Consider the following 26,172-nt stretch of genomic DNA (forward strand, 5'->3'; position numbering starts at 1 on the left):
GGGCGGGCGGGGGCTGGACCGGCCCGAGGCGCCCGCCTGCGTGCTGCTGGCGTCGTGCGCGGCCGCGCCGCCGGCCGGCGCGCCGGCCCGGGCGGTGGTCGCCTCCGTCCGCCGCAACGAAGGCTCGCCCGCCTCGCGGCTGAAGACGCTGTCCTATCTCGACAACGTGCTGGCCCGGCGCGAGGCGCGCGCGGCCGGCGCCGACGAAGCCCTGATGCTGAACAACCAGGGCCATCTGGCCTGCGCCTCGGCCGGCAACCTGTTCTGGCTCGAGGGGCGGGTGCTCTTCACCCCGGCGCTGGATTGCGGGGTGCTGGCCGGCCTGGCGCGCGGGCGGGTGATGACGGCGGCCGCCGGGCTCGGGTTGGAGGCATGCGAGGTGCATGTCGGCCTCGAAGCGCTGGCGAGCGCCGACGCGGTCTTCCTGACCAACAGCCTGACCGGGGTGCGGCCGCTGGTCCAGCTGGACGGTCGCGACCTGGGCGAGGACCCGCGCGTGGCGGCCCTGGCCGTCGCGGCCGGCTAGGCCTCTATTTCACCAACTCCACCGTTTCGGTGCGGCGGGGGCGCAGATAGTAGGTGCGCCGGAAGGTGAACGAGGCGTCGTTGAGACTGACGGTCGGCTTGTAGTCGTAGCTCGTCGTGCTGATGATGACGCTGCTGCTGATGGGCAGCACGCTGTCGGGCACGTCGGTGACCACGGCCCCGAGGGTCGGGCAGTTGGTCGGGCTGTTCTTGGGCGTGCTCCAGGCCACGGTGTCCTTGCCCTTGCTGTCGGACGTCACGCTGTAGAGGCACAGGCGCATGGGCGTGGCCGGGAACGGCTTCATGACCGCCTGGCCGATGTTGTAGATGTCGTCGACCCGCGCCTGGTTGATCTGGCCGTTCTGGGCGGCCATGTCGCCGATCAGCGAGGTGGCGTGGAACAGGCGTCGCTGGGCCATCATCGCCTGGGTCAACTCGGCCAGGCCGAAGTAGAACAGCAGCAGCAGCGGCGCCAGCAGGGCGAACTCGACGGCGACGACGCCGCGGACGTCGCGGGCGAAACGCTTCCGGGTGGGGAGGGGGCGGCGCGGGGTCATGTGGAGCAGCTCACGCTGGCGGCCGAGCTGCTATTGTAGGGCTCGTTGGCGAAGGCGGTGGTGAAGCCCAGGTTGGCCTTGCCGTTGCTCTTCTGCAGGACCGAGGCCATCAGCGGCGTGATCAGCGGCCAGTCGTAATAGGCGCGCACGATCACCAGCGAGCTGGGGCCGCCTGGATCCCAGCACGGGGTGTCCGGCGTGGTCAGGTTGCTGGTCGAGGTGAAGGTCGAGACCGTGCGCACGTCGACGCGCAGGCGTCCGGCGCAGCCGCTCTGCAGCCAGCTCATCCGCGCGCAGACATTGTCCTTGAAGGCGCTGGCGGAATTGGCGCCCGAGGTCTGGACCTGGCCGGTGCGGATCTCGCGGCCGGCGTCGATGACCGCGTTCTCCAGCACCATGGAGGCGAAGAAGATCAGCGCCAGCTCGATCAGGCCAAACAGCAGTATCAGGAACGGCGCCAGCACGAGGGCGAACTCGACGGCGGTCGCGCCGTCCTGCGCGCGCGCGAAGCGGCCCAGCCGGCGACGGGCGGCCAGCGTCAGGCGGGCGTTCAGCGAAACGGGAGGCTTCCCCATGCGGCGGTCCGAGTTTGCGACTTGGGGGACCATAGCGGCGGCTCCCTAACCGCGCCCTAACCGCTGGGCGCGCGCACGTACGCGTACGTGCGACCTATCGTGTCAGGGCTGGCTTGTCAGGGCTGGCCGGGCGCCGGCTGCGAGGTCGTCGGCTCGCTGGCGGTCAGGGCGATGCAGCGGTTGTCGCAGGCGTAGGCCGAGGCGGCGGCGCCGCGCTGGACGGTCACGGCGTCGGCCGAGACGTCGGTCACCAGCACCTGGCCGCCGGCCAGCGGGCGACCCTGGGCGTCGAAGGCGAACAGGGTGGTCACGCCCACGCGCTTGCCCAGGATCACCAGGGTGCGGTCGTTGACGACGCTGACATCGGCGATCTGCGGGTCGCCGACGACGATCTCGCGGGCCGATCCGCCCAGCGGAATGGTGGTCGCCTGGCCCGCCGCCACGGTCATGGTGCGCGGGGCGGGGGTGGTCGGAGCGGCCGCCTGGGCCGCCACGGCGGCGCCGCAGAGGCTGAAAAAGGCGACGATGGCGAGCGAGAGGCGGCGCATGGCGGTCCTGTCGGAGCGAAATCTGTGACCTCACCCTGACGAAGAATGGTCAATAAAGAACTAAGATCGGTCAGGGTGCGACAAGCTGCGCATTCTCGAATCCCTTGAGCAATAACGGATTTCTGCTCTCAAATTGCCACGTAGTTAAGCGTTGGTAATGGTAAACTCAAATAAACCAAAAGAAAAATCACGAGAAAATCTCGATGTTTACTGGCGATTAATCGAGTTGGGCGAATTTGATCGTGTTTTCGGGGGTGAACAAGTCGCCATGGCTTGCCGGCCCAGCCAAGTTTTCTCAGCAGGAGATCAAGTCATGTCGAAGTTTGTCACGCGCTTCCTGAAGGACGAGTCGGGCGCCACGGCCATCGAGTACGGCCTCATCATCGCTCTGATCTCGGTCATCATCGTCACCGTCTTCGGCTTCCTGAAGGGCGGCCTGGAAACGGCCTTCCAGAACACCGCCGACACCCTCTCGAACCCGAGCCCGAGCTCGAGCCCGAGCCCGTAAGACGCCGATCGGAAAGGGAGACGTCCAATGGCTCGGCTATTTGGTCGCTTCCTTCAGGACGATCGCGGCGCGACTGCCATCGAGTACGGCCTCATCGCCGCGCTGATCAGTGTTGTCGTCGTCGCCGTCGTCCCCCTGCTCGGGCCGCCCTTGAAGGCGCTTTTCGAAGGGGCGGTCGGCCGTCTCGAAAGCGCCGGCAACTAGGGCGACAAGCCGAGAGGCCGCTAAGTCAAGGGCCGCGACATTTCGATGTCGCGGCCTTTTTCTTTGCCTGCCGGCCAGCGTCTTCTCATGTCTCCGACGGTCTAGTCTGGAAACCATTGCTTCATCGGCGGCGACTAGACTGGTGAACGATCCAGGATCGAGAGCCGCCATGCAAAGCCTGCAAATCCTTCCGCTGATCGTCTTCGCCGGGCTGGCCGTCGTCGCCGCCCTGAAGGACGTCACCAGCTACACCATTCCCAACTGGATCTCGCTGGCGCTGATCGCGGCCTTTCCCGTCGCCGCCCTGGTCGGCGGCGTCGGCTGGGCGCAGGCGGGGCTGTCGCTGGCCGTCGGCCTTGGCCTGCTGCTGATCGGAATGGTCATGTTCGCCCTGCGCTGGGTCGGCGGCGGCGACGCCAAGCTGCTTGCGGCCTGCGCCCTGTGGATGGGCGTTCCCGGCGTCGCGCCGTTCCTGCTGACCACCGCCCTGGCCGGCGGGGCCCTGACCCTGGGCCTGATGAGCCTGCGCTCGGGATGGCTGGCGCCGATGATCGCCGGGGGACCGGCCTGGGTGCGTCGCCTGGGCGACCAGAAGGGCGACATTCCCTACGGCGTGGCGATCGCCGCCGGGGCGCTGGCGGCCCTGCCGCAAAGCATCATCGGCCAAGCTTTGCTCAACTGATTGCGAGCGGCTCCCGGCTTTCGGGAGTCCGCGTCAGGCTGTCGCGGTCGGAACCCGCATTGCACGGGGCTTCCTTTAGCGGCTGTTAACCATGGGCGCCGCAGTTTGCGATGCGGCCAGAACGGCTGTTCGACCCCTGCGTCCGGCGGAGTGAAGCTCTCCAGGCGCGCCGAACCCGTCCTGCCGACGCCAGAGCCTCGCCGCGCATGAACCCTGTGAGAATCATCATCGTCCTGGTCGCCGCCGCTTCGGCGATCGGCCTGGCCATGCTGATGCAGAAAGCCGTGGGCGGCAAATCCGCCAGATCCGAGGTCGTCGCCTCGGCTCCCGGCGCGCCGACCCTCGACGCCAAGCCCATGACCCTGGTCCTGGTCGCCAAGCGCGACCTGGCGATCGGCACGCGCCTGACCAAGGACGACGTCGATTGGAAGGCCTGGCCCGCCGACGCCGTCAGCCCCGTCTACATCACCAACGGCGCGGCCCCGGCCGAAGCCCAGGGCGGCGCGGCCAAGGTGGTCAAGACCGCCGCCGAAGCCACCAGCGTTCTGGGCGGCGCTCCGCCCGAAGCCGCCGTCGAGGGCGCGATCGTTCGCGACCCGCTGCTGGCCGGCGAGCCCATCGTGCCGCGCAAGATCGTCCGTGGCGGCGAGGGCGGCTACCTGTCGGTCGTGCTGTCGCCCGGCGCCCGCGCCATGGCCGTTCCGGTCACCTCCGAGACCGCCGCCGGCGGCTTCATCCTGCCCGGCGACCGGGTCGACGTGCTGATGAGCCGCGACGCCCCCACCGGCGACGCCGGCGGCGGCGGCAAGCAGGTCGTCGCCGAGACCGTGCTGCAGAACATCCGCGTCCTCGCCCTCGACCAGGCCACCACCGCCGAGAAGGACGCCAAGACCATCGTCGCCGCCACGGCCACCCTCGAGGTGCGCCCGGCCGAGGCCGAGGCGCTGACCCGCGCCAAGGCCAGCGGCCCCGTCACCCTGGCGCTGCGCGCCTACACCGACCTGGGCGGCCCCTCCGGCGTCGCCGCCCCGACCCAGGATTCCACGGTCATCCGCATCAATCGCGGCGGACAGACCTCCAGCATCGCGGTGCGCCAATGACCCGCCGGTTCGCCTCCCTCTCGCTTTCGGCCTCGCTCGCCGTCCTGACGGCCCTGGCGCCCGCCGCGCCGGCTCTGGCCGACGGCTACGCCGGCGATCGCGTCTACCGTCCGGCCCGGGCCGCGCCGCGCGCGCCGGCCCCGGTCGTGACCTATGCGTCCCCGCCGGTCGCCGACCAGGTGCTGCGGGTCGACCTGACCGCCGGTCCCGACGCCCGGGTGCTGAACCTGCCGCGCGGCAAGTCGGCGATCATCGAGCTGCCGGCCGACGTGCGCGACATGCTGGTGACCAACCCGCAGGTGGCCGACGCCGTCCTGCGCAGTCCGCGCCGCATCTACGTGCTGGGCGTTGGCAAGGGCTCGACCGACGCGGTGTTCTTCGACGCCGCCGGCCGCAAGCTGCTGACCCTGGCCATCCGCGTCGACGAGGACGCCGGCCTGCTGCAGGACACCCTGCGCAAGGTGCTGCCGGATTCCCGCATCGAGGTGCAGCCGGTGCGCGACAGCGTGATCCTGACCGGCACGGTCGCCAGCGCCGGCGACGCCAGCAAGGCCGCCCTCGTCGCCCAGCAGTTCGTGGGCAAGCCCGAGCTGGTCGTGAACATGCTCAGCATCGCCGGCAAGGACCAGGTGATGCTCAAGGTGCGGATCGTCGAGGTCCAGCGCAACATCATCAAGCAGCTGGGCGTCTCGACCAACAACCTGCTCAACGACGGCTTCAAGACCTACAGCCTGGGCCGCGACAACACCTTCGCCGTCAACGGCGGCATGGTCGGCGGCCTGAACGCCTGCTACGGCCGCAACAACGTCCGCACGACGAACTACACCAACAACGCGTCGGTCACCAACCAGGGCAGCGTGACCAGCGGCAACACGACGTCCAACGGCAGCTCGGTCTCCACGACCGTGGAATCCACCGACCCGCTGACCGGAACGGTGACCACCACGACCACCACGAGCGCTGGCCCGACGTCGACGACCGGCGCGAGCAATTCGCTGACGGGCCTGATCTCCAGCGCCGCCAGCACCGCCTACAGCATGGCGACCGGCAACAACCTCAACGCCTGTCTTCAGGCCTTCGAGCGCGTGGGCCTGATCCGCACCCTGGCCGAACCCAACCTGACCGTCGTGTCGGGCGAGGCCGGCAAGTTCCTGGCCGGCGGCGAGTTCCCGGTCCCGACCGGCAGCGACAGCGACGGCCGCGTGACCGTCGAGTTCAAGCCCTACGGCGTGGGCCTGGGCTATACGCCCGTGGTCATGTCGGGCGGCCGCATCTCGCTGAAGCTGTCGACCGAGGTGTCGGAGCTGTCGAGCCTGGGCGCCTTCACCCTCGGGTCGGGAACCTCCTCGACCCTGGTGATCCCGGGCCTGTCGGTGCGCCGCGCCGAGACGACCGTCGAGCTGCCCTCGGGCGGCGCCCTGATGATCGCCGGCCTGCTGCACCAGCAGACCAAGGAGAACATCGACTCCCTGCCGGGCATGACCTCGCTGCCGGTCCTGGGCTCGCTGTTCCGGTCGCGCGACTACCTGAACGGCGAGACCGAGCTGGTGGTGATCATCACCCCCTACATCGTCGACCCCACCCGTCCGCAGGACCAGCAGACGCCGGCCGACGGCCTGCAGATCGCCGGCGACATGAGCACCGTGCTGCTGGGCCGCCTGAACAAGGTGGTCAAGGCCCCGCCGGGCGCCAACTCCGAACGGACCTACCAGGGTCCGGTCGGCTACGTGATCGAATGAGGACGCGGACCATGACGCGAGCCAAGACCCTTCGCGCGATCCTCGCCGGCGCTGGCCTGCTGGCCCTGGCGGCCTGCGCCACGACGGGCGGGCAGGGCCCCGCCCCGGCGACCCCGACCGCGCAATGGGAAGACAAGGTCCAGGTTACGGCGGCGCCGGACGAGGTGCTGCTGGCCATCCACGCCGAGGGGCTTTCGCCCCGCCAGGTCCAGGCGCTCGACGCGCTGCTGGCCCGGTTCAACGAGGCCGAGGCCAAGGAGCTGGTCGTGCTGGCGCCGGTCGGCGGGCCGGAGGCGCAGGCCGCGGGTCGCATGGCCGCCGTCGCGCGCGCCTACCTGATCGACGCGGGCGCGCCGCGCTTCGCCGTCCGTATCGACTCCTACCCTGCCGACGGCGACAAGGCCCCGCCGCTGCGCGTCGGCTATCTGCGGCACACGGCCCAGATCCCGCGCTGCGGGTCCTGGGAAAACCTGACCGCGACCCGCAACAACGACGCCTACGGCAATTTCGGCTGCGCGGTGACCGCCAACATGGCCGCCCAGGTGGCCAATCCCGCCGACCTGCAAGGCCCGCGCCGCGAGGATCCGGTCGACGCCATGCGTCGCGGGGTGGTGCTGGAGAAGTATCGCGCCGGCCAGATGACCGCCTCGCAGAAGGACACGCAGTCCGACGGCGCCGTTTCTCGGGTGGTGAAATGACGACCTTCCGGACGACTGATCCCGATCCCTTCGACCTGGGCTTCGAGGCCGACGACGAGTTCGCCGCGCCCGCCGGGGACGATCCCTGGCGTACGGCCCCCGCCCCCGCGGCGGCGGCCGGCGACCCCTTCGCCGATTTTCCGCTGGCCCGCCGGCCGGAAGCCCGTTCGGCCGTCGCTCCGGGGCTGGCGAGCCTGGCCTCCAATCCGTTCGCCGACCTGGCCACGCCGGTCGCGCAGCCGCCACGCCCCGCGCCGGTCGCCGCGCCCGCGCCGCCGGCCATGGACTGGAACACCTCGGCCCATGAAGACGTCCTGCCGGGCGTCGACGCCGGCGTCGGCGAGGCCAGCGTGCCGCGCATCGCCATCCACGCCTTCGGCGTTCGCGCCGAGACCCTGGCGGTCATCGAGGCCGCCGCCGCCGACCGCCGCATGGTCCGCGCCTCGGTGGTCGCCCGTCACGGCGGGCTGGAGGCGGCCGTCGACTTCTACCAGAACCAGCCGACGCCCTCGCTGGTGCTGGTCGAGACCATGGACTCGGCCCAGCGCATGCTGGCCCTGCTGGACGGCCTGGCCCAGGTCTGCGACCCCGGCACCAAGGTCGTGGTCATCGGCCAGACGAACGACATCGCCCTCTATCGCGAGCTGATGCGCCGCGGGGTCAGCGAATACCTGACCCAGCCCAAGAGCCCGCTGCAGGTGATCCGCGCGGTCACCGCGCTCTATTCGGATCCGTCGGCGCCGTTCGTCGGCCGCCAGGTCGCCTTCGTCGGCGCCAAGGGCGGGGTGGGCTCGTCGACCCTGGCCCACAACTTCGCCTGGTCGATGGCCGAGCGGATGGAGGCGGCCACCGTCATCGTCGACCTCGACCTGCCGTTCGGCACGGCCGGCCTCGACTTCAACCAGGACCCGCTGCAGGGCGTGTTCGACGCGCTCAGCCAGCCTGAGCGCCTGGACCCGGTGCTGATGGACCGGATGATGGTCCGCTGCGGCGACCGCCTGTCGCTGCTGGCCGCCCCGGCCACGCTGGAGCAGGACTACGACATCGGCGCCGACGCCTACGAGGAGGTGACGCAGAAGATGCGCGGCGCCGCCCCGTTCGTGGTGCTGGACCTGCCCCATGCCTGGGCGCCGTGGACCCGCAAGGTGCTGGTCGGCAGCGATGATCTGGTGATCGTCGCGACGCCCGACCTGGCGTCCCTGCGCAACGCCAAGAACATCGTCGACCTGGTGCGCCAGGCGCGTCCGAACGACATCCCGCCGCGCCTGGTGCTCAACCAGGTGGGCGTGCCGGGCCGTCCCGAGATCCCGGTCAAGGACTTCGGCGAGGCCCTGGGGGTGACCCCGTCGCTGGTGCTGCCGTTCGATCCCAAGCTGTTCGGCCAGGCGGCCAACAACGGCCAGATGGTGGCCGAGGTGGCGCCCAAGTCGAAGGCGGCCGAGGGCGTCGATCACTTGGCGCGGCTGATCAGCCGCCGCGAGGCGCCGGCGGCGACCAAGTCGGCGTCGATCCTGTCGGGCCTGTTCAAGAAGAAGTAGGGGCGAATGTTCGGCAAGCGCGATCAGGCCACCGTCACCGAGCGCCAGGCGCCGCCGCCCGCCCCCACCGGCGGGACGGCCATCGCCACGCGCCCGCAGCGCGTCGACCCCGCCGCGCCCGCGCCGGCCGCGCCGGCCAAGCCGGCGACCGCGCCCAAGGCCACCCAGGGGCTGGAGCAGCTGCGCGCGGCCCAGGGCCAGCCGCAGACCGCCACGATCGTCCGTGAGCAGAGCGATTACTACCACGCCACGAAGACGACGATCTTCAACGCGCTGCTCAACACCATCGACCTGTCGCAGCTGGCCCAACTGGACCAGAAGGCCGCCGCCGAGGAGATCCGCGACATCGTCGCCGAGCTGGTGGCGATCAAGAACGTCTCGATGTCGGTGTCCGAGCAGGAGCACCTGGTCCAGGACATCATCAACGACGTCCTCGGCTACGGCCCGCTGGAGCCGCTGCTGGCCCGCGACGACATCGCCGACATCATGGTCAACGGCGCGCACCGGGTGTTCATCGAAGTCGCCGGCAAGGTGCAGCTGACCAACGTCCGCTTCCGCGACAATCTGCAGCTGATGAACATCTGCCAGCGGATCGTCAGCCAGGTCGGCCGCCGGGTCGACGAAAGCTCGCCCATCTGCGACGCCCGCCTGCCCGACGGCAGCCGCGTCAACGTCATCGCGCCCCCCTTGGCGCTGGATGGTCCCACCCTGACCATCCGGAAGTTCAAGAAGGACAAACTGACGATGAAGAACCTGGTGGAGTACGCCTCCATCAGCCCCGAGGGCGCGCGCGTCCTCGGCGTCATCGGCGCCTGCCGCTGCAATGTCATCATCTCGGGCGGCACCGGCTCGGGCAAGACCACCTTGCTCAACACCATGACCGCCTTCATCGACCCCACCGAGCGGGTCGTGACCTGCGAGGACGCGGCCGAGCTGCAATTGCAGCAGCCGCACGTGGTGCGCCTGGAAACCCGTCCGCCCAACCTGGAAGGCCAGGGCTCGGTGACCATGCGCGACCTGGTCAAGAACTGCCTGCGGATGCGTCCCGAACGCATCATCGTCGGCGAAGTCCGTGGTCCCGAGGCCTTCGACCTGCTGCAGGCCATGAACACCGGCCACGACGGCTCGATGGGCACGCTGCACGCCAACAGCCCGCGCGAGGCCATCAGCCGCGTCGAGAGCATGATCACCATGGGCGGCTACGGCCTGCCCTCCAAGACCATCAAGGAGATGATCGTCGGCTCGGTCGACGTGATCATCCAGGCCGCGCGCCTGCGCGACGGCTCGCGTCGCATCACCCACGTCACCGAGGTCGTCGGCCTGGAAGGCGACGTCATCGTCACCCAGGACCTGTTCGTCTACGAGATCACCGGCGAGGACGAGAACGGCAAGGTGCTGGGCAAGCACCGCTCGACCGGCATCGCCCGGCCGCGCTTCTGGGACCGCGCCCGCTACTACGGCCTCGAGCGCGAGCTGGCCGAGGCGCTGGACGCGGCGGAGTAGGGCGGGGTCATGTTCATCCTGATCGCGGTCCTGGGCTTCATCACCATCGCGGGGCTCGGCTTTGTTCTGACGGGCGGCGGCGAGAGCGCCAACGCCAAGGCGTCCAAGCGCGCCCAGGTGATCGTCGGCGGCGGCGAGCGCCAGGTCGCCGCGCGGGCCAAGGTCGCGGCCAACACTCCCGACGCCCGCCGCAAGCAGATCCTCAAGACGCTCAAGGAACAGGACCGCAAACAGAAGAAGGCCACCCTGACGATCGCCGCGCGCCTGCGGGCCGCGGGCCTGGGCGAGAACGTCAAGCTGTTCTGGATCATCAGCGCGGTGCTCGGGGTGCTGGTCGCCGTGATCCTGCTGGCCGTCCGGCAGATGCCGGTGGTGGCCCTGGCCGGCGGCTTCGCCGCGGCGCTGGGCCTGCCGCGCTGGGTGATCGGGTTCCTGGGCAAGCAGCGCACCAGGAAGTTCATCGACGCCTTCGCCGACGCCATCGACATCATCGTGCGCGGCATCAAGTCGGGCCTGCCGGTGCATGACTGCCTGAAGATCATCGGCAAGGAGAGCCCCGAGCCCCTGGCCGGCGAGTTCCGCACCCTGACCGAGAACATCGCCATGGGCATGCCGATCGACGCGGCGCTGGAGCGGCTGTACGAGCGGATGCCCACGGCCGAGGTGCGCTTCTTCGCCATCGTGCTCAACATCCAGCAGAAGACCGGCGGCAATCTGGCCGAGGCGCTGGGCAACCTGTCGACCGTGCTGCGCTCGCGCAAGCTGATGGCCGAGAAGATCAAGGCCCTGTCGGCGGAAGCCGTGGCCTCGGCCTTCATCATCGGCTGCCTGCCGCCCGGCGTGATGATCCTGATCACCATCATCGCCCCCGACTACATGAGCACCCTGTTCACCGATCTGCGCGGCCGCCTGATGCTGCTGGTCGCGGCGGTGTGGATGAGCATGGGCATCTTCATCATGCGCCGCATGATCAACTTCAAGTTCTAGGGAGACGCGCATGGTCCAGATGCTGACGGATCCTTCGAACTTGCTGACCGCCTTCGTGGCGCTGGTGGTGTTCGCCACCATCATCACCCTGGCCGCGCCGGTGTTGAACGATAACGGGCTGGAAAGCCGGCTGAAGTCGGTGGCCAACCGTCGCGAGGAGCTGCGTCGCCGCTCGCGCGCGGCCATGGCCCAGAAGGGCGCCACGGGCTCGAGCCTGCGCCACACCGACGAGGGCGTCTACAAGACCATCGTCGACCGCCTCCAGCTGTCGAAGCTGCTGGAGGATCCCAAGGTGGTCGACAAGCTGGCCCAGGCCGGCTTCCGCGGCCCCAGGCCGGTGTCGACCTTCTACTTCTTCCGCTTCGTGATGCCGTTCGCCTTCGCCCTGCTGGCGGCGATCTATCTGTTCGGCATGAACGGCTTCGGCCTGCAGATGACCCAGAAGCTGGCGATCTGCGTCGGCGCCCTGACGGTCGGCTACTACGCGCCCAACCTCTACATCCAGAACGCGGCCCAGAAGCGCCGGGAGTCGATCGTCGCGTCCTTCCCCGACGCCCTCGACCTGTTGCTGATCTGCGTCGAGAGCGGCATGTCGATCGAGGCGGCGATCCAGAAGGTCAGCAACGAGGTCGGCGGCAGCTCGATGGAGCTGGCCGAGGAACTCAGCCTGCTCACCGCCGAGCTGTCCTACCTGCCCGACCGGCGCCTAGCCTACGAGGGGCTGGCGCGCCGCACCAACCACCCGGGCATCAAGTCGGTGGCCACGGCCATGATCCAGGCCGAGCGCTACGGCACGCCGCTGGGCGCGGCCCTGCGGGTGATGGCCAAGGAAAACCGCGAACTGCGCCTGTCGGCCGCCGAAAAGAAGGCCGCCAGCCTGCCGCCCAAGCTGACCGTGCCGATGATCGTGTTCTTCCTGCCGGTGCTGTTCATCGTCATCCTGGGTCCGGCGATCCTCAAGGTCACCGACCTGATGGCCAAGAAGCCGGTCGGCTGATCTTCCCCGAAAAGTCGACCCCCGCCGGCGCAGGTTCCGGCGAGGGTCAGTCAGGGGAAGGGGATCAGCCCGCCAGGCGGGTTTCGGCGCGGGCGAGGAACGCGGCGTGGCTCGGCAGCGATGAGGCGGCGCGGCCGGCGATGCGGGCCAGGTCGTCCAGCCAGCCGTCGACCTGGGCGTCGGCGACCACGGCGGTCATCGGATGGGCCGCGGCGGGCGTGACGCCCTGACCCAGCAGCACCTGAACCCAGCTGCTTTCCTTGAAGAGGTCCTCGTCGCGGCTGAACACCCGGCCGCTGCTGGCGAACAGGGCCATGCGCGCGGCCAGGGTCTCGGGGATCTCCATCGCCTTGCGGCTGGCCCAGAACGGCGTGTCCTCGCGCTGCGTGGCCTTGTAGTGCAGGACGAGAAAGTCGCGGATGCAGGCGTATTCCTGCTCGGTCTGGCGATTGAACTCGTCGGCCAGCAGCGGGTCGAAGCCTTGGTCGGGAAACAGCGCCAGCAGGCGCGCCAGGCCCGATTGGACGAGGTGGATGCTGGTCGACTCCAGCGGCTCCATGAAGCCCGAAGCCAGGCCCAGGGCCACGACGTTGCGGTTCCAGCTCTTCCTGCGGCGGCCGGTGACGAAGGTCAGCAGGCGCGGATCGGCCAGGGCCTCGCCTTCCAGATTGTCCATCAGCACGCGGGCGGCGGCGTCCTTGTCGGTCCAGGCGCTGGAGAAGACGTGGCCGTTGCCGGTGCGGTGCTGCAACGGGATCCGCCATTGCCAGCCGGCGTCGCGGGCCCAGGCGCGGGTGTAGGGAACCGGCGGGGCGTCATCGCGGCTGGGCACGGCCCAGGCGCTGTCCATCGGCAGCCACCTGCGCCAGTCCTCGTAGCCGGTCTTCAGCGCCTCCTCGATCAGGAGGCCGCGGAAGCCCGAGCAGTCGATGAAGAGGTCGCCCTCGATCCGGCGGTCGTCCTCCAGGGCCACGGCTCGCAGGAAGCCGCTGTCGCCATCCTGGTCGACGCCGACGATGCGGCCCTCGACGCGTACGACCCCGCGCGCCTCGGCATAGGTCCGCAGGTGGCGGGCATAGAGGGCGGCGTCGAAGTGGAAGGCCCAGGTCAGGGGCTCGGCCCCACCCGGCGTAACACGGCCGAAGCGTCCGGCGCGGGCGGCCAGGGCGTTGGCCGACCAGGCCCAAAAGTCGTCGCCGGCGGTTCCGCGCCGGCGGGCGTCCAGCCAGTAGTGGTGAAAGGGCGTGGTCCCCAGCGGCCGGCCGACCGGGCCGAAGGCGTGCATGTAGCGGTGGCCGGGACGCAGCCAGTCGACGAACTCGATGCCCAGCTTGATCGTGCCTTCGGTGGCGCGAAGGAAGGCGTCCTCGTCCAGGCCCAGGAAGGCGTTGAAGTTGCGCAGCTGCGGGATCGAGGCCTCGCCGACTCCGACCGTGCCGATCGCCTCGGACTCCACCAGGCTGATCTTCGCGGCCGGGCCCAGGGCGCGGGCCAGCATCGCCGCGCTCATCCAGCCGGCCGTGCCGCCGCCGACGATGACGATCCTGCCGATGCGGTTGTCCGCCATGGCCTTTAAGTCCTTCTCTCCCTGTGAAAAGCAAAAAGCCCCGCCGGCGGACCGGCGGGGCTCTTCGGGGCGGGCCTAGAACTTGTAGGCGACGCCGAACATGTAGGTGGTGCCGTACTTCTGGTAGTCGATGGTCCGGCGCTTATCGCCGTTCTCGTAGGTCTTGAACGGCTCGTCGGTGATGTTGTTGGCTTGCAGCATCAGCGACAGGCCCTCGAAGCGGCCCTCGCGGAACTCGTAGCCGATCTGGGCGTCGAGCACCGATTCAGCGTCCACCGTGCGGTAGATGCGAGCGGCCGACAGGCCGGCCACCTCGCCCAGGAACTTGCCGCGATAGCGGTTGCTGATCCGGGCGTTGAAGCCGTTGTTCTCGTAGTAGAACGTGGTGTTGACGACCTTCTTCGACAGGCCGGGCATGTCGATCGGGTCCATGTTGTCTTCCAGCTTCACTTCGCTGTCGGTCAGCGAGGCGCTGAACTGCAGGCCGAAGTGGCGCAGGGGCTCCCACAGCAGGTCGCCTTGCAGCGAGGTCGAGAACTCGACGCCGCGGATGAAGCCGCCCTTGCCGTTGTCGGGGCCGGTGACCAGGCCGACGGTGGTGCCGAGCGCGGCCTGCTGGGCCGGGGTCAGCAGGTAGGTGAAGGCCGCGAAGTCCTTGTAGCTTGAGGAGTTCGAGTTCACGTAGTTCGACAGCTTCTTGTAGTAGGCGGCCACCGAGACATAGGCCGAGCGGCCGAAATACTTCTCCAGCGACAGGTCGACGCCGTCGGCGATGTACGGACGCAGGCGCGGGTTGCCGCCGTTGGCGCTGAAGTACGACTGGCTCGGATTGGTCGAGGTCAGGTAGGCCGGATTCTGGTTGAACGACTGGCTGGCGCGCAGCTCGTCCATCCGGGCGCGGGCCAGGGTGCGGGCCAGGCCGACGCGCAGCAGGGTCTCGTTGCTGAGGTCGAACGTCAGGTTCAGGCTGGGCAGCACGTAGGTGAACTTGTCGCCGTCGTCGGTCGACATCGGGTTGGCGACGTTGTTGGGGTCGACGGCCACGCCGGTCGAGAACTGGTCGGTATAGACCACCTGCACGCCGGCGTTGCCGGTCACCGGGATCGAGCCGACGGTGCTGTCGATGCCGAACTTGGCGTAGGCCAGGTGGACCTCTTCGCTCACCGACCAGTTGCGGGTCTGCACGGCGGGGTTCTGGTCGGCGATCAGCGTGTAGACGCCGTTCTTCAGCAGGTACATCGGATCATAGGCCAGCATGCCCTTGATGCCGATCATGTCGAGGCTGACCGTGCCCAGGATCGCCGCGGCCGGGATGGCGCGGCTGGTCGGGGCGCCGTCGGCGATGCGGCCGCCAAAGGTCAGGAAGCTTTCGTGCACTTCCTTGGACTTTTCGCGCAGGCTGCCGTTGTAGGCGAACTCGACGCTGTTGATCGGACCCCAGGACAGGTCGCGCTTGGCGGCCAGCTTGATCGCCTTCAGCTCGTCCTCGATTTCCGGGGTGTTGTAGAAGCCGGCCTGGGTCAGGGCCCCGCCGGCCGCGCCCGCGCCCCAGCCTTGCGGGTCGGTCAGCACGATCTGGGCGGCGTTGGTGTAGTCCAGCGTCGAGCTGAACAGGGTGCCGGCGCCGGGCGTGGTGCGGAAGCTCAAGGTGTCGGTCGCGCCGCTGCCGCTGGGGCCGGTGCCCGAATAGGACTCGAAGATCACGTCCTTGCGCTCGGCGTGCGACCAGGAGAGGTCGGCGACCGCCGTCCAGCCGTTGTCGAACGTGTAGGCGGTGTTCCAGCCCAGCGAGGCCAGCTTGGCGTTGCGGGTGTTGAGGTCGTTGCGCATCACGCCCTTGACCCCGGTGTAGGTCCCGGCGGTCACGAAGCCGTCGGTGACGGTGTATCCGGGCTGCAGCGTGGCCGAGCTCCAGTAGAGCGGCAGCTCGATGCCGCGCAGGATCTGCTTTTCCTTGAAGTCGGAATAGTAGGCGTCGAGCGAGGTGTGGAACTTGTCGTTCGGCTTGTACTCGAACACGCCGATCACGCCGGTGCGCTTGAGGTTGTTGGACTGGTTGTAGGGCTTGGCGCCGCCGATCACCAGGTCGTTGGCCGCGCCCGTGGTGGGATAGCCCCAGGCGTTGAAGCGGCGGCTCTGGGTCGGCGACGAGATGTGCGAGACCGACAGCGCCACGCCGACGGTGTCGTCGGCGAACTGGTCGACGAAGGTGGCGCTGAAGCGGCCGCCCTTGTCCTTGGCGTCGGGGTTCAGCTTCTTCTCGCCGTTCATCTCGTAGCGGGCGTTGGCCGAGATGACCGTCTTGCCGTAGTCGAGCGGGCGGATGGTGCGCAGGTCGACCGTGGCGGCCAGGCCCTGGCCGACGACGCCGGCGTCCGGGGTCTTGTAGACCACCACGCCGCTGAGGATTTCCGACGGATACTGGTCGAACTCGACGCCGCGGTTGTCGCTGGTCGAGACCTGCTCGCGGCCGTTCAGCAGCACGGTGTTGAAGTCGGGGCCCAGGCCCCGGACCGAGATCGACTGGGCGCGGCCGTCGAGGCGCTGGGCGGTCAGGCCCGGCAGGCGCGCCAGGGATTCGGCGATCGAGGTGTCGGGCAGCTTGCCGATGTCCTCGGCCGAGACCGTCTCGACGATCGAGCTGGAGGCCTTCTTCAGGGCGATCGAGTTCTCGATCGAGGCCCGGATGCCGGTGACGGTGATTTCCTCGACGGCGTTGTCTTCGGTGGTCTGGCCGGCGGCCGGGGTCTGCGCCTGGGCCGCTCCGGCGGCGAGCAGCAGCGCCAGGCCGGTGGCGGCCCCGCTCATCAGCGCCGCGCGGCGCAGCTTGAATCGGATGTCCATGTGTTCCCTCCCGCAAGTTGGTCCGCGCGGTTCTCCCGCGCCGTGTTGCGCAAATTACTGCAAACGCATTGCGACTTTTGCAACTGAAAAATGGACGGATTGTCATGTTACGTGACGTCAGGCCTGGTGAAGCCCGCGTTTCAAAGGGTTTTTGCGGCTATTTGGCCACAGTGCGACCGGGCTTGATGGGCTGATCGCGAGGCGAATGGATTGACAGCCTGCAAGCGGCTTTGCAAATCTATGCAAAATTGACCTGGGCGATGCATCGTTCAGGATCGCGACGCTAGGGATGGAGGGGCAGGGGATGAACACCCGCAATCGGTGGGGGCGGCTGGCGGCCGCGCTCGGCTGCGCCGGCATGACCCTGACCGCCGCGCCGGCCCTGTCGGCGCCGGCCTCGGAAGCGTTCCGCGCCAGGCCTCCGCAGGACGAGGTGATCTATTTCGTCCTGGCCGATCGCTTCGCCAACGGCGACCCGTCCAATGATCGCGGCGGCCTTAAGGGTGACCGTCTGGCCACCGGCTATGATCCGGCCGACAAGGGCTTCTTCCACGGCGGCGACTTCAAGGGCCTGGCCGGCAAGCTCGACTATGTGCAGGGCCTGGGCGCGACGGCGATCTGGCTGGCGCCGATCTTCGTCAACAAGCCGGTGCAGGGCCCCAAGGGCCAGGAAAGCGCCGCCTATCACGGCTACTGGATCACCGACTTCACCGACGTCGACCCGCACCTGGGAACCAAGGCCGACTTCAAGGCCCTGGTCGACGCCGCCCATGCGCGGGGGATGAAGGTCTATCTCGACATCGTCATCAACCACACCGCCGACGTCATCAAGCTGAAGGAATGCGAGGGTCGCCGCTGCGAGTACCGCGGCAAGGCCGACTATCCGGTCAGCCGGCGCGGCGGGGTTTCGGGGACGGCGATCAACGCCGGTTTCGCCGGCGACGCCGACGGCTCGGCCGAGAACTTCGCCAAGCTGACCCGGCCCGACTTCGCCTATACGCCCTACGTCCCGGCGGCCGAGGCCGGGATCAAGAAGCCCGACTGGCTGAACGACCCGATCTTCTACCATAATCGCGGCGAGAGCGATTTCGTCGGCGAGAGCTCGCTCTATGGCGACTTCGCGGGGCTGGACGACCTCTACACCGAGCATCCGCGCGTCGTTCAGGGCTTCATCGACATCTACGGCCAGTGGATCGACGAGTTCGGGATCGACGGCTTCCGCGTCGACACCGCCCGTCACGTCAATCCGCAGTTCTGGCAGGCCTTCGTGCCGGCCATGCAGGAACGGGCGGCAAAGCGCGGCATCCCCAACTTCCACATCTTCGCCGAGGTCGCCGACCCTGATCCCGTGGCCCTGGCCCGCTCGACCGTGGTCGACGGCTTTTCCGCCGCGCTCGACTTCGCCTTCCAGCAGGCGGTGACCGAGACCGTGGCGGGCAAGGCCGGGACCGACCGCTTCGCCAGGCTGTACGCCGCTGACGCGCTCTATCGCGGCGGCGAGGCGGCGGGGCCGCAGATCCCCACCTTCCTGGGCAACCATGACATGGGCCGTTTCGGCCGCCGGCTGCTGGTCGGCCATCCCGTCGCGCCGGACGCCGAGCTGGTCCAGCGCAACGTGCTGGCCCACGCCATGCTGATGTTCCTGCGCGGCGCCCCGACCCTCTATTACGGCGACGAGCAGGGCTTCACCGGCGACGGCGACGACAAGGACGCCCGCGAGGACATGTTCGCCAGCCAGGTCGCCGTCTACAACGACAACCGCCTGATCGGCGGCAAGGTCGGCTCGGCCGACCGCTACGACACGAACGCGCCGCTCTATCGCGCCATTTCCGGCATGGCCAAGGTCCGCGCCGCCGAGCCGGCCCTGCGCTCGGGCCGGCAGATCGTGCGCGCGGCCGGCGACAAGCCCGGCCTGCTGGCCGTCTCCCGCATCCACCAGGGCCGCGAGGCCCTGGTCCTGTTCAACACCGGCGCGGCGCCGGTGGACGCCCATGTCGAGGTCGAGACGACCTCGGCGGCTTGGCGCTCGGCGGTCGGGGCCTGCGCCCCGGCGGCCGCGGCTCCCGGCAGCTATCGCGTGACCATCGCGCCGCTCGACTACAAGATCTGCGTCTCGGAGGGCGCGCGCCAGTGACGACCGAAAGCTTGACCAAGCCCGCCGACGCCTCCCTCGCCACGCCCGCCGAATGGTGGCGCGGGGCGGTGATCTATCAGGTCTATCCGCGCAGCTACGCCGACTCCAACGACGACGGGGTGGGCGACCTGCCGGGGATCACGGCGCGTCTTGAGCACATCGCTTCGCTCGGGGTGGACGCGATCTGGCTGTCGCCGTTCTTCGCCTCGCCGATGAAGGACTTCGGCTATGACGTCGCCGACTATCGCGACGTCGACCCGATCTTCGGGACCCTGGCCGACTTCGACGCCCTGATCGACAAGGCCCATCGCCTGGGCGTGAAGATCATCATCGATCTGGTCTTCTCGCACACCAGCGACGAACATGCCTGGTTCGTCCAGAGCCGTGAAAGCCGAGATAATCCGTATACGGATTGGTACGTCTGGGCCGACGCCAAGCCGGACGGCTCGCCGCCGTCGAACTGGCAGTCGGTGTTCGGCGGCCCGGCCTGGACCTGGGACGCCCGGCGCGGCCAGTACTACATGCACAACTTCCTGGCCTCGCAGCCGCAGTTGAACCTGCACAATCCCAAGGTCCAGGAAGCCCTGCTCGACATCACCCGCTTCTGGCTGGAGCGCGGGGTCGACGGCTTCCGCTTCGACGCCATCAACTTCTCGATGCACGACCCGGCCCTGCGGGACAATCCGCCCCTGCCGCCGGGCGGCAAGCGCTCGCGGCCGTTCGATTTCCAGGACAAGGTCTTCAACCAGGGCCACGCGGACATCCCGAAGTTCCTGTCGCGCCTGCGGGCCCTGACCGACCAGTACGAGGGCCGCTTCTCGGTGGCCGAGATCGGCGGCGACCGGGCCGACGAGGAGATGAAGCTGTTCACGGCCGGGAACGACCGCCTCAACAGCGCCTACAGCTTCCTCTACCTCTATGCCGACGCGCTGAAGGACGAGCTGGTCCGCTTCGGCGCGACCTCGTGGCCGGGCGCCGAAGGCGAGGGCTGGCCGTCCTGGACCTTCTCCAACCACGACGCCCCGCGGGCGGTGTCGCGCTGGGCCCGCGGCCGCGACCGCAAGGCCTTCGCCGAGATGGGCCTGCTGCTGCTGATGACCCTGCGCGGCAACGTTTTCGTCTACCAGGGCGAGGAGCTGGGCCTGCCGCAGGCCGAGGTGCCGTTCGAGCGCCTGGTCGATCCCGAGGCCATCGCCAACTGGCCCCAGACCCTGGGCCGCGACGGCGCCCGCACGCCGATGCCGTGGACGGCCGGGGCGCTCAACGCCGGCTTCTCCACCGTCGAGCCGTGGCTGCCGGTGGATCCGGCCCACCTGCCCCTGGCGGTGGACGCCCAGGAAGCCGACCCCGCCGCCACCCTGCACGTCGCCCGCCGCCTGATCGGCCTGCGCGCGCAATGGCCGGCCCTGAAGACCGGCGGCATGCACCTCGTGGACACCAACACCCCGCTGCTCGTCTTCGAGCGCGGCGAGGGCGAGGCGGCGATGCTGTGCGTGTTCAACCTCGGCTTCGAGGCGGTTCCGTGGGAGGCGCCGCAGGGCTGGACGCTGGTCGACAGCGTCAATCTCGGCGCGCCGGGAACGGTCCCGCCGTTGGGCGGCCTGCTGGCGAAGCGGGGGTGAGGACGCTCCTCAAAGCCCTCCCCCTCGATGGGGGAGGGTTGGGTGGGGGTGAACCCACGCCAGCCGGTTGGCCCGGCCAGCGCCGCGTCACCCCCATCCCCGACCCTTCCCCCATCGAGGGGGAAGGGAGTCTTCTTTCATCTCCCGTCATTCCCGCCCTTGTGGCGGGAACCCCTCTGTCAGCCGCACGTGCGAGTGGGGCGGATCGCCGGCGATCCGCTTGCTGCTCACCTGCGAGCGGAACCAGGGGTTCCCGCCACAAGGGCGGGAATGACGGGAAGAAAAGGGAAGGCGTGGGGGACGCCCTACCCCCCGCAGCTTTCCCGGATGATCAGGTCTGTCGGCACCCGCTCGCTGCGGCTCGCCCCCTGGCCGCTGGCGTCCAGCAGCTTGGACACCATCAGCCGTCCCGCCTTGGCGGTGTCCTGCGAGATCGTCGACAGGGCCGGACGAGAATAGCGGGCGAAGGGCACGTCGTCGTAGCCGATCACCGAGACGTCGCCGGGCACCGACAGGCCCGCGTGCTGCAGGGCGCGGATGGCGCCCAGGGCGATCAGGTCGGAGGCGGCCACGACGCCGTCGAACTTCACCCCGCGCTGGATCAAGGAGTCGATGCTGGCCTCGGCCGACTCGACCTCGAAGTGGGCCGGCACGATCAGGTCGGGATCGACGCCCAGGCCGAACTGCTCGACGGCGTCGAGATAGCCGCGGTGGCGCTGCATGGCCTCGGGCGCCTCGGTGTCGCCCAGGAAGACGATGCGCTTTCTACCGAGACGCGCCAGGTGCAGCGTCGCGCGCTTGGCCCCCAGCGGATTGTCCGAACCCACCGAGCAATAGGCCTGGTCGGGCAGCTGCGCGCCCCAGACCACGAAGCGGGCTTCCGTCTCGGCCAGGCGGTTGAAGGCGGTGTGCAGCCAGGATTGGCCGAGGAAAATCACCCCGTCGGCGCGGCTGGTGGTCATGGCCGCCGACAGGTCCTCGAAGCTGCCCGGCGCCACGTGGCTGACCAGGATGTCGCAGCCCCGCTCGCGAGCGGCCTCGCCGACGCCGGCGAAAAGCTCGAGGAAGAACGGGTCCGACAGCCGTCCCTCGCGGTGCTGCGGGCGCGGCACGACGATGGCGATCGTGCCCTCGGCGCCGATCGGGCCGGCGGGCATGTAGCGGCGGAACGGATAGTCCATCTCGCGCGCCAGCTTCCAGATCAGCTGCTTGGTGCGCTGGTTGACGGCGGGGCTGTCGTTCAGCGCCCGCGAGGCCGTGGAGATCGAGACGCCGGCCATCCTGGCCAGGTCTTCCAGACGCGTCGCCCCCTTGCTCACGGTGTTCCGTCCCCGTCGTCCGTAGCGCCCGAAGTGGTGGGCGCAAAATTTGCCGCAAACTTTTTCACTGACCTGTTTAACGCATCGCCCGCCGCGCTTGGCAAGTGCGGCAAGGCGAGGTTTTCCGGAGTAGAAGCATGATCCTGCGCCTTCTTGCCGTGGCCGCCCTGGCCCTGGCGGCCTCGCCCGCGCTCGCGGGCGTCACGGCCACCGCGACCTCGCCCGACAAGGTGCTGAGCGTGACGGTGACCACCGACAACGACGGCCAGCCGACCTACGCCGTTAGCCGCTTGGGCCGGCCGGTGGTGGCCGCGTCGAAGCTGGGTTTCATCCTGGTCGACGCCCCCAAGCTGCAACGCAATTTCGAGGTGACCGACCAGAAGACCCGCAGCGTCGACGAGACCTGGGACCTGCCCTGGGGCGAGCGCAAGAGCGTGCGCAATCGCTTCAACGAGCTGCGCGTCACCCTGGTCGAGAAGACCCCGCTGCACCGCCGGCTGGACGTGGTGTTCCGCCTCTATGACGACGGCCTGGGCTTCCGCTACGAGTTCCCCGAGCAGGCCAACCTGAAGACGGCCCGCATCGGCGAGGAGCTGACCGAGTTCTCCCTGGTGGACGAGGCCACCGCCTGGTGGATCCCGGCCTATGAGTGGAACCGCGAGGAATATCTCTACAACACCACGCCGGTCGAAGAGGTCAGCGTCGCCCAGACGCCGATGACCCTGCGCACCAAGGACGGCCTGCACGTCTCGATCCACGAGGCCTCGCTCGTGGACTATGCCGGCATGAACCTGACCCGCGCCCAGGATCGCCGCTTCAAGGCCAGCCTGACGCCGGGGATCAACGAAGCCAAGGTCGAGCGCACGCTGCCGTTCCCCACCCCCTGGCGCACCCTGCAGATCGCCGACAGCGCCGGAGGCCTCGTGACCTCCAGCCTGATCCTGAACCTCAACGACCCCAACAAGCTGGGCGACGTCTCGTGGATCAAGCCGATGAAGTATGTCGGCGTCTGGTGGGAGATGCACCTGGATCACAAGACCTGGGGCTCGGGCCCCAAGCACGGCGCGACCAACGAGAACGTCATCCGTCACATCGACTTCGCCGCCAAGCACGGCCTGGGCGGGGTGCTGGTCGAGGGCTGGAACAAGGGCTGGGACGGCGCCTGGTTCGCCGACGGCTCGGAGTTCAGCTTCACCGAATCCTATCCCGACTTCGATCTTGCGAAGCTGACCGACTACGCCCGCAAGAAGGGCGTCGTGCTGATCGGCCACCACGAGACGGCCGGCAACACCGTCGTCTACGAACGCCAGATGGACGCCGCCTTCGATCTCTACAAGTCGGTGGGCGTGCCGGCCGTGAAGACCGGCTATGTGGCCGACGCCGGCGGCGCCCAGGTGACCGGCCCGGACGGCAAGACCCACTTCGCCTGGCACGAAAGCCAGCCGATGGCGCAGCATCACCTGCGGGTGCTGGAGGCCGCGGCCAAGCGCCAGATCGCCATCAACGCCCACGAGCCGATCAAGGACACCGGCCTGCGCCGCACCTATCCTAACTGGATCAGCCGCGAGGGGGCGCGGGGCATGGAGTTCAGCGCCTGGGGGCAACCGGGCAATCCGCCCGAGCACGAGGCCAACCTCGTGTTCACCCGCCTGCTGGCCGGGCCGATGGACTACACGCCAGGCATCTTCGGCATGAAGACCAAGGCTCCCGACGGCGTGGCCACCACATGGGCCAAGCAGTTGGCGCTGTACGTGGTGATCTACAGCCCGATCCAGATGGCCGCCGACCTGCTCGAGAACTACGAGGCCAACCCCAAGCCGTTCAAGTTCATCGAGGACGTGCCGGTCGACTGGGCCGACACCCGCGTGGTCAACGGCGAGATCGGCGACTTCGTCACCATCGCCCGCAAGGACCGCAAGAGCGACGACTGGTACCTGGGCGCGATCAGCGACGAGCAGGGCCGGGTGCTTTCGGCGCCGCTGTCGTTCCTGGATCCGGGCCGCAAGTACCGCGCCGAGATCTATCGCGACGGCGAGAAAGCCGACTGGAAGACCGCCCCGCAGGACATCGTCATCGAGTCCCGCGAGGTGACGGCGGCCGACATTCTGGAGCTGAAACTGGCCCCTGGCGGCGGCCAGGCGATCCGCTTCGTGGCGCTCGGGAAGCGCTAGATCTCTCCCTCCCGTAAAATCCCCGCGAAAGCGGGGACCCAGGCGTTTTATCGTCGAGCGCCGGGCGTTGCAGAAAAAGCCTGGGCCCCCGCTTTCGCGGGGGTTTTACGGGTTGGGGATCACCCAAACACCAGCGACCGGTGCGCGCCCACCCCCGCCAAGACCCCATCCGCCGAGGCCAGGGTGGCGTTGTGGTTGGCCCTCGCCGCGTCGCCGGCGGCGAAGACGCCCGGCACGCTGGTCGCCTTCCAGTCGTCGACGGTGATCAGCGGCCCCAGCGGGCCGTCCTCGAAGGCGCAGCCCAGCCGCTGCGCCAGCGGGCTGGCCATGCGCACGGTGGGCGAGGCGAAGATCGCCTCGATGGCCACGATGCGGCCGTCGGCCAGGCGGGCGCCCGACAGCGCCGGCTCGTCGCCCAGCAGCTCGACCACCGGGACCTCCTCGATGGCCACGCCGCGCGCGGCCAGTTGGCCCCGGGTCGCCGCGTCGATCGGCAGGCCCTGGCTGAACAGGGTGGTCGGGCCCCAGTCGGGGATCATACGGGCCTTGTGCAGGTCCATCGGACCGCCGGCCAGCACGCCCAGCCTCTGGTCGCGCGCCTCGTAGCCGTGGCAGTAGGGGCAGTGCAGAACGGTCGCGCCCCAGCGAGGCTTGAGGCCCGGGATGTCGGGCAGCTGGTCGGCGACGCCGGTGGCCAGCACCAGGCGCTTGCCGCGCACCGTGCGACCGTCGCCCAGCGCCACGGCGAAACCGTCGCTCTCGACCCCGGCGTCGCGGGCTTCGCCCTCGACGAACGAGACGGTGGGATAGGCCGCCAGCTGTCGGCGCGCCTCGCGCAGGATGTCGAACGGGGCCTTGCCGTCCTGGCCGAGAAAGCCGTGCGAGGCGTCGGCGAAGCGGTTGCGGGGCAGGCCGGCGTCGACCACCAGCACGTCGCGGCGGGCGCGGGCCAGCTGCATGGCGGCGGACAGGCCGGCGAAGCTGCCGCCGACGACGATGACGTCATGGTTCATGATGGGGGTCCTTGCAGCCCGCCGCCTGCAGCACGACGCGGCGCGGGCCGATCTGGGCGGCCAGGTCCGCCAGGGTGATCTTCGACAGCCGCTCGTCCAGCAGCCGGCGGGCTTCGGCCACCGCGTCGTCCAGCGCGGCGTTGACCGCGAGTTCGACCAGGCAGCCGGGGCTTTCCTCGGCCTTGCCCAGCGCCAGCAGCGGCTCGTCCAGCGCCGCCTGGATGTCGGCCAGGCTGACGGCGTCGAGCGGCTTCAGCAGCGTCCAGCCGCCGCCGTGGCCCTTGGTCGAGCCGACGATGCCGGCGTCGCGCAGCCCCGCGAAGGTGCGGCGGATGACCACCGGATTGGTCGCGGCCCAAGAGGCCAGGACGTCCGAGGTCAGGGCCTTGTCGGCCTGTTCGGCCATGTGCAGCAGCACGTGCAGGGCGACGGAGAGGCGGCTGTTCCGTTTCATGTAATTATACATGTTACGTGATGGGGCGGGATGCAAGGGGGGCTCCCGCCTCCTCTTGTCATTCCCGCCCCCGTGGCGGGGGCATCCACCGCTACCGATGAGGCTTCTCGCCGTTCGCCGAGGCCAGCGCGGTTGGAGAGGGGCGGGGCGATGGCGACAGGAAAGACAGTGAGGACTAGATCGGCTCGAGCATCTCGGCGAGCGCCAGCACCGCCGTCCACGTCCGACCCGTGAGCCGCGTACCGAGAGTCTTCTCGACCAGGCTGGTGGTCAGTTTCGAGCCGCCGACGCCGTCGGGATAGATCGCATAGATCTGGCGGCTTTCGGCCCGCGCCTGCTCGGTCCCGCGGATCGCCGCGCGCAGGGCGCCCATGGCCTTCTTGTCGGGGGTGTCCTTGCAGAACAGAGTCATCAGCCAGCCCGGATCGGCCGCCGCGAAGTCCGGGAACGGGTTGGCCGCGACCAGGGCCCGCCAGGCCTCGGCGGTGCGGACATAGACATCGGTGCGCAGGCCCAGGCGCGCCATCAGCTCGGTTTCGATCTGGGTCTGAAGTTCCGCGCCGGTGCGCTCGTTGCTCTCAAACACCCAGTCGCCGACCTTGGGACCCATGCGGACTTCGGTGTGGCCGAGATCGGTCAGCAGGCCGGTCAACTCGTCGGCGGTGATCAGACGACCACCGGCGGCGTTGACGCCGCGCAGCAGGGCGATGTGGAGGGACATGGTCGGGCCTTTCGAACGAGGCGGCTGTTTAAGCCCTGGGCGGGCCGCCGTCGCGGGGGATTTGAGGCCGGCGCTTCGGCAGGCCTCCGGAGCGGCGGGGATGGGGCGTGAACCGAAGTTGGTCCCCCGCCTGTTCTGGGCGGTCAAATCGGCGTCGCGAGCAAGT

General features: G+C 69.2%; 23 protein-coding genes. 14 read left to right on the top strand and 9 right to left on the bottom strand.

What is annotated here, in order from left to right; genetic code table 11:
- A partial coding sequence (locus DDF62_RS07055; RefSeq protein WP_116488480.1) for an aminotransferase class IV occupies positions 1-526 on the top strand: 526 nt, incomplete at its 5' end.
- Between the two features lie 4 nt (positions 527-530).
- On the opposite strand, the gene DDF62_RS07060 is transcribed toward DDF62_RS07055, so the two are convergent.
- The 3 genes from DDF62_RS07060 to DDF62_RS07070 all read right to left on the bottom strand — a co-directional run bounded on the left by DDF62_RS07060 (position 531) and on the right by DDF62_RS07070 (position 2,205).
- Entirely contained in the window at positions 531-1,082 is a 552-nt protein-coding gene (locus DDF62_RS07060) for a TadE/TadG family type IV pilus assembly protein (protein WP_116488481.1), read from the bottom strand.
- Positions 1,079-1,657 carry a TadE/TadG family type IV pilus assembly protein gene (locus DDF62_RS07065; protein ID WP_116488539.1) on the bottom strand — a complete coding sequence of 193 codons (579 nt, stop codon included), beginning with the start codon at positions 1,655-1,657 and terminating at the stop codon, positions 1,079-1,081. Before DDF62_RS07065 ends, DDF62_RS07060 begins: the two co-directional genes overlap by 4 nt.
- A 116-nt stretch (positions 1,658-1,773) precedes the next feature.
- Positions 1,774-2,205, bottom strand: coding sequence for a pilus assembly protein N-terminal domain-containing protein (locus DDF62_RS07070; RefSeq protein WP_116488482.1), 432 nt, complete (start codon positions 2,203-2,205; stop codon positions 1,774-1,776).
- A 313-nt stretch (positions 2,206-2,518) separates the two neighbouring features.
- Between DDF62_RS07070 and DDF62_RS07075 the strand changes: the two genes are divergently transcribed.
- From DDF62_RS07075 to DDF62_RS07120, 10 genes are all read left to right on the top strand, one after another.
- Entirely contained in the window at positions 2,519-2,713 is a 195-nt protein-coding gene (locus tag DDF62_RS07075; RefSeq protein ID WP_116488483.1) for a Flp family type IVb pilin, read from the top strand.
- 27 nt (positions 2,714-2,740) lie between these two features.
- Entirely contained in the window at positions 2,741-2,917 is a 177-nt protein-coding gene (locus tag DDF62_RS07080) for a Flp family type IVb pilin (RefSeq protein WP_116488484.1), read from the top strand.
- Positions 2,918-3,086: 169 nt separating this feature from the next.
- Positions 3,087-3,599 carry an A24 family peptidase gene (locus DDF62_RS07085; RefSeq protein ID WP_116488485.1) on the top strand — a complete coding sequence of 171 codons (513 nt, stop codon included), beginning with the start codon at positions 3,087-3,089 and terminating at the stop codon, positions 3,597-3,599.
- 206 nt (positions 3,600-3,805) lie between these two features.
- Entirely contained in the window at positions 3,806-4,699 is an 894-nt protein-coding gene (cpaB, locus tag DDF62_RS07090) for a Flp pilus assembly protein CpaB (protein ID WP_116488486.1), read from the top strand.
- Positions 4,696-6,438: a type II and III secretion system protein family protein gene (locus tag DDF62_RS07095; RefSeq protein ID WP_116488487.1), complete on the top strand. Its 1,743-nt coding sequence runs from the start codon at positions 4,696-4,698 to the stop codon at positions 6,436-6,438. Before cpaB ends, DDF62_RS07095 begins: the two co-directional genes overlap by 4 nt.
- Positions 6,439-6,449: 11 nt before the next feature.
- Positions 6,450-7,136 (top strand): CpaD family pilus assembly protein, encoded by a 687-nt coding sequence (locus DDF62_RS07100; protein WP_116488488.1) that lies wholly within the window; start codon positions 6,450-6,452, stop codon positions 7,134-7,136.
- Positions 7,133-8,674, top strand: a complete 1,542-nt coding sequence (locus DDF62_RS07105; protein WP_116488489.1) for a CpaE/TadZ family protein — start codon at positions 7,133-7,135, stop codon at positions 8,672-8,674. The genes DDF62_RS07100 and DDF62_RS07105 overlap by 4 nt, the downstream gene beginning before the upstream one ends.
- 6 nt (positions 8,675-8,680) lie before the next feature.
- A complete protein-coding gene (locus DDF62_RS07110) occupies positions 8,681-10,177 on the top strand; it encodes a TadA family conjugal transfer-associated ATPase (protein ID WP_116488490.1) in 1,497 nt (498 codons plus the stop codon).
- A 9-nt stretch (positions 10,178-10,186) separates the two neighbouring features.
- The gene (locus tag DDF62_RS07115) at positions 10,187-11,164 is read left to right on the top strand and encodes a type II secretion system F family protein (protein ID WP_116488491.1); all 978 of its coding nucleotides are present in this window, start codon (positions 10,187-10,189) and stop codon (positions 11,162-11,164) included.
- 10 nt (positions 11,165-11,174) lie between these two features.
- Entirely contained in the window at positions 11,175-12,161 is a 987-nt protein-coding gene (locus tag DDF62_RS07120) for a type II secretion system F family protein (RefSeq protein WP_116488492.1), read from the top strand.
- A 64-nt stretch (positions 12,162-12,225) separates the two neighbouring features.
- On the opposite strand, the gene DDF62_RS07125 is transcribed toward DDF62_RS07120, so the two are convergent.
- Together DDF62_RS07125 and DDF62_RS07130 are read right to left on the bottom strand one after the other, a co-directional pair.
- Positions 12,226-13,728, bottom strand: coding sequence for a tryptophan halogenase family protein (locus DDF62_RS07125; protein ID WP_116488493.1), 1,503 nt, complete (start codon positions 13,726-13,728; stop codon positions 12,226-12,228).
- A 75-nt stretch (positions 13,729-13,803) separates the two neighbouring features.
- Positions 13,804-16,572 (bottom strand): TonB-dependent receptor, encoded by a 2,769-nt coding sequence (locus DDF62_RS07130; protein ID WP_116488494.1) that lies wholly within the window; start codon positions 16,570-16,572, stop codon positions 13,804-13,806.
- A gap of 304 nt (positions 16,573-16,876) precedes the next feature.
- Here DDF62_RS07130 and DDF62_RS07135 point away from each other — a divergent pair, with 304 nt between their 5' ends.
- Positions 16,877-18,706: an alpha-amylase family glycosyl hydrolase gene (locus DDF62_RS07135; RefSeq protein ID WP_116488495.1), complete on the top strand. Its 1,830-nt coding sequence runs from the start codon at positions 16,877-16,879 to the stop codon at positions 18,704-18,706.
- Positions 18,703-20,328: an alpha-amylase family glycosyl hydrolase gene (locus DDF62_RS07140; RefSeq protein WP_165832192.1), complete on the top strand. Its 1,626-nt coding sequence runs from the start codon at positions 18,703-18,705 to the stop codon at positions 20,326-20,328. The genes DDF62_RS07135 and DDF62_RS07140 overlap by 4 nt, the downstream gene beginning before the upstream one ends.
- A 305-nt stretch (positions 20,329-20,633) precedes the next feature.
- Here the strand turns inward: DDF62_RS07140 and DDF62_RS07145 are convergent, their stop codons facing one another.
- Positions 20,634-21,647 carry a LacI family DNA-binding transcriptional regulator gene (locus DDF62_RS07145; protein WP_101718651.1) on the bottom strand — a complete coding sequence of 338 codons (1,014 nt, stop codon included), beginning with the start codon at positions 21,645-21,647 and terminating at the stop codon, positions 20,634-20,636.
- Positions 21,648-21,784: 137 nt separating this feature from the next.
- Between DDF62_RS07145 and DDF62_RS07150 the strand changes: the two genes are divergently transcribed.
- A complete protein-coding gene (locus tag DDF62_RS07150) occupies positions 21,785-23,818 on the top strand; it encodes a glycoside hydrolase family 97 protein (protein ID WP_116488496.1) in 2,034 nt (677 codons plus the stop codon).
- Positions 23,819-23,937: 119 nt separating this feature from the next.
- Here the strand turns inward: DDF62_RS07150 and DDF62_RS07155 are convergent, their stop codons facing one another.
- The 3 genes from DDF62_RS07155 to DDF62_RS07165 form a co-directional block, all read right to left on the bottom strand.
- Positions 23,938-24,831, bottom strand: coding sequence for an NAD(P)/FAD-dependent oxidoreductase (locus DDF62_RS07155; protein WP_116488497.1), 894 nt, complete (start codon positions 24,829-24,831; stop codon positions 23,938-23,940).
- Positions 24,821-25,285: an RrF2 family transcriptional regulator gene (locus DDF62_RS07160; RefSeq protein ID WP_116488541.1), complete on the bottom strand. Its 465-nt coding sequence runs from the start codon at positions 25,283-25,285 to the stop codon at positions 24,821-24,823. Before DDF62_RS07160 ends, DDF62_RS07155 begins: the two co-directional genes overlap by 11 nt.
- 175 nt (positions 25,286-25,460) lie before the next feature.
- Positions 25,461-26,006, bottom strand: coding sequence for a DUF1697 domain-containing protein (locus DDF62_RS07165; protein ID WP_116488498.1), 546 nt, complete (start codon positions 26,004-26,006; stop codon positions 25,461-25,463).
- Positions 26,007-26,172 lie beyond the last annotated feature (166 nt).

Origin of the sequence: Caulobacter radicis, assembly GCF_003094615.1 — a bacterium.
In the GTDB taxonomy this organism is placed as follows: domain Bacteria; phylum Pseudomonadota; class Alphaproteobacteria; order Caulobacterales; family Caulobacteraceae; genus Caulobacter; species Caulobacter radicis.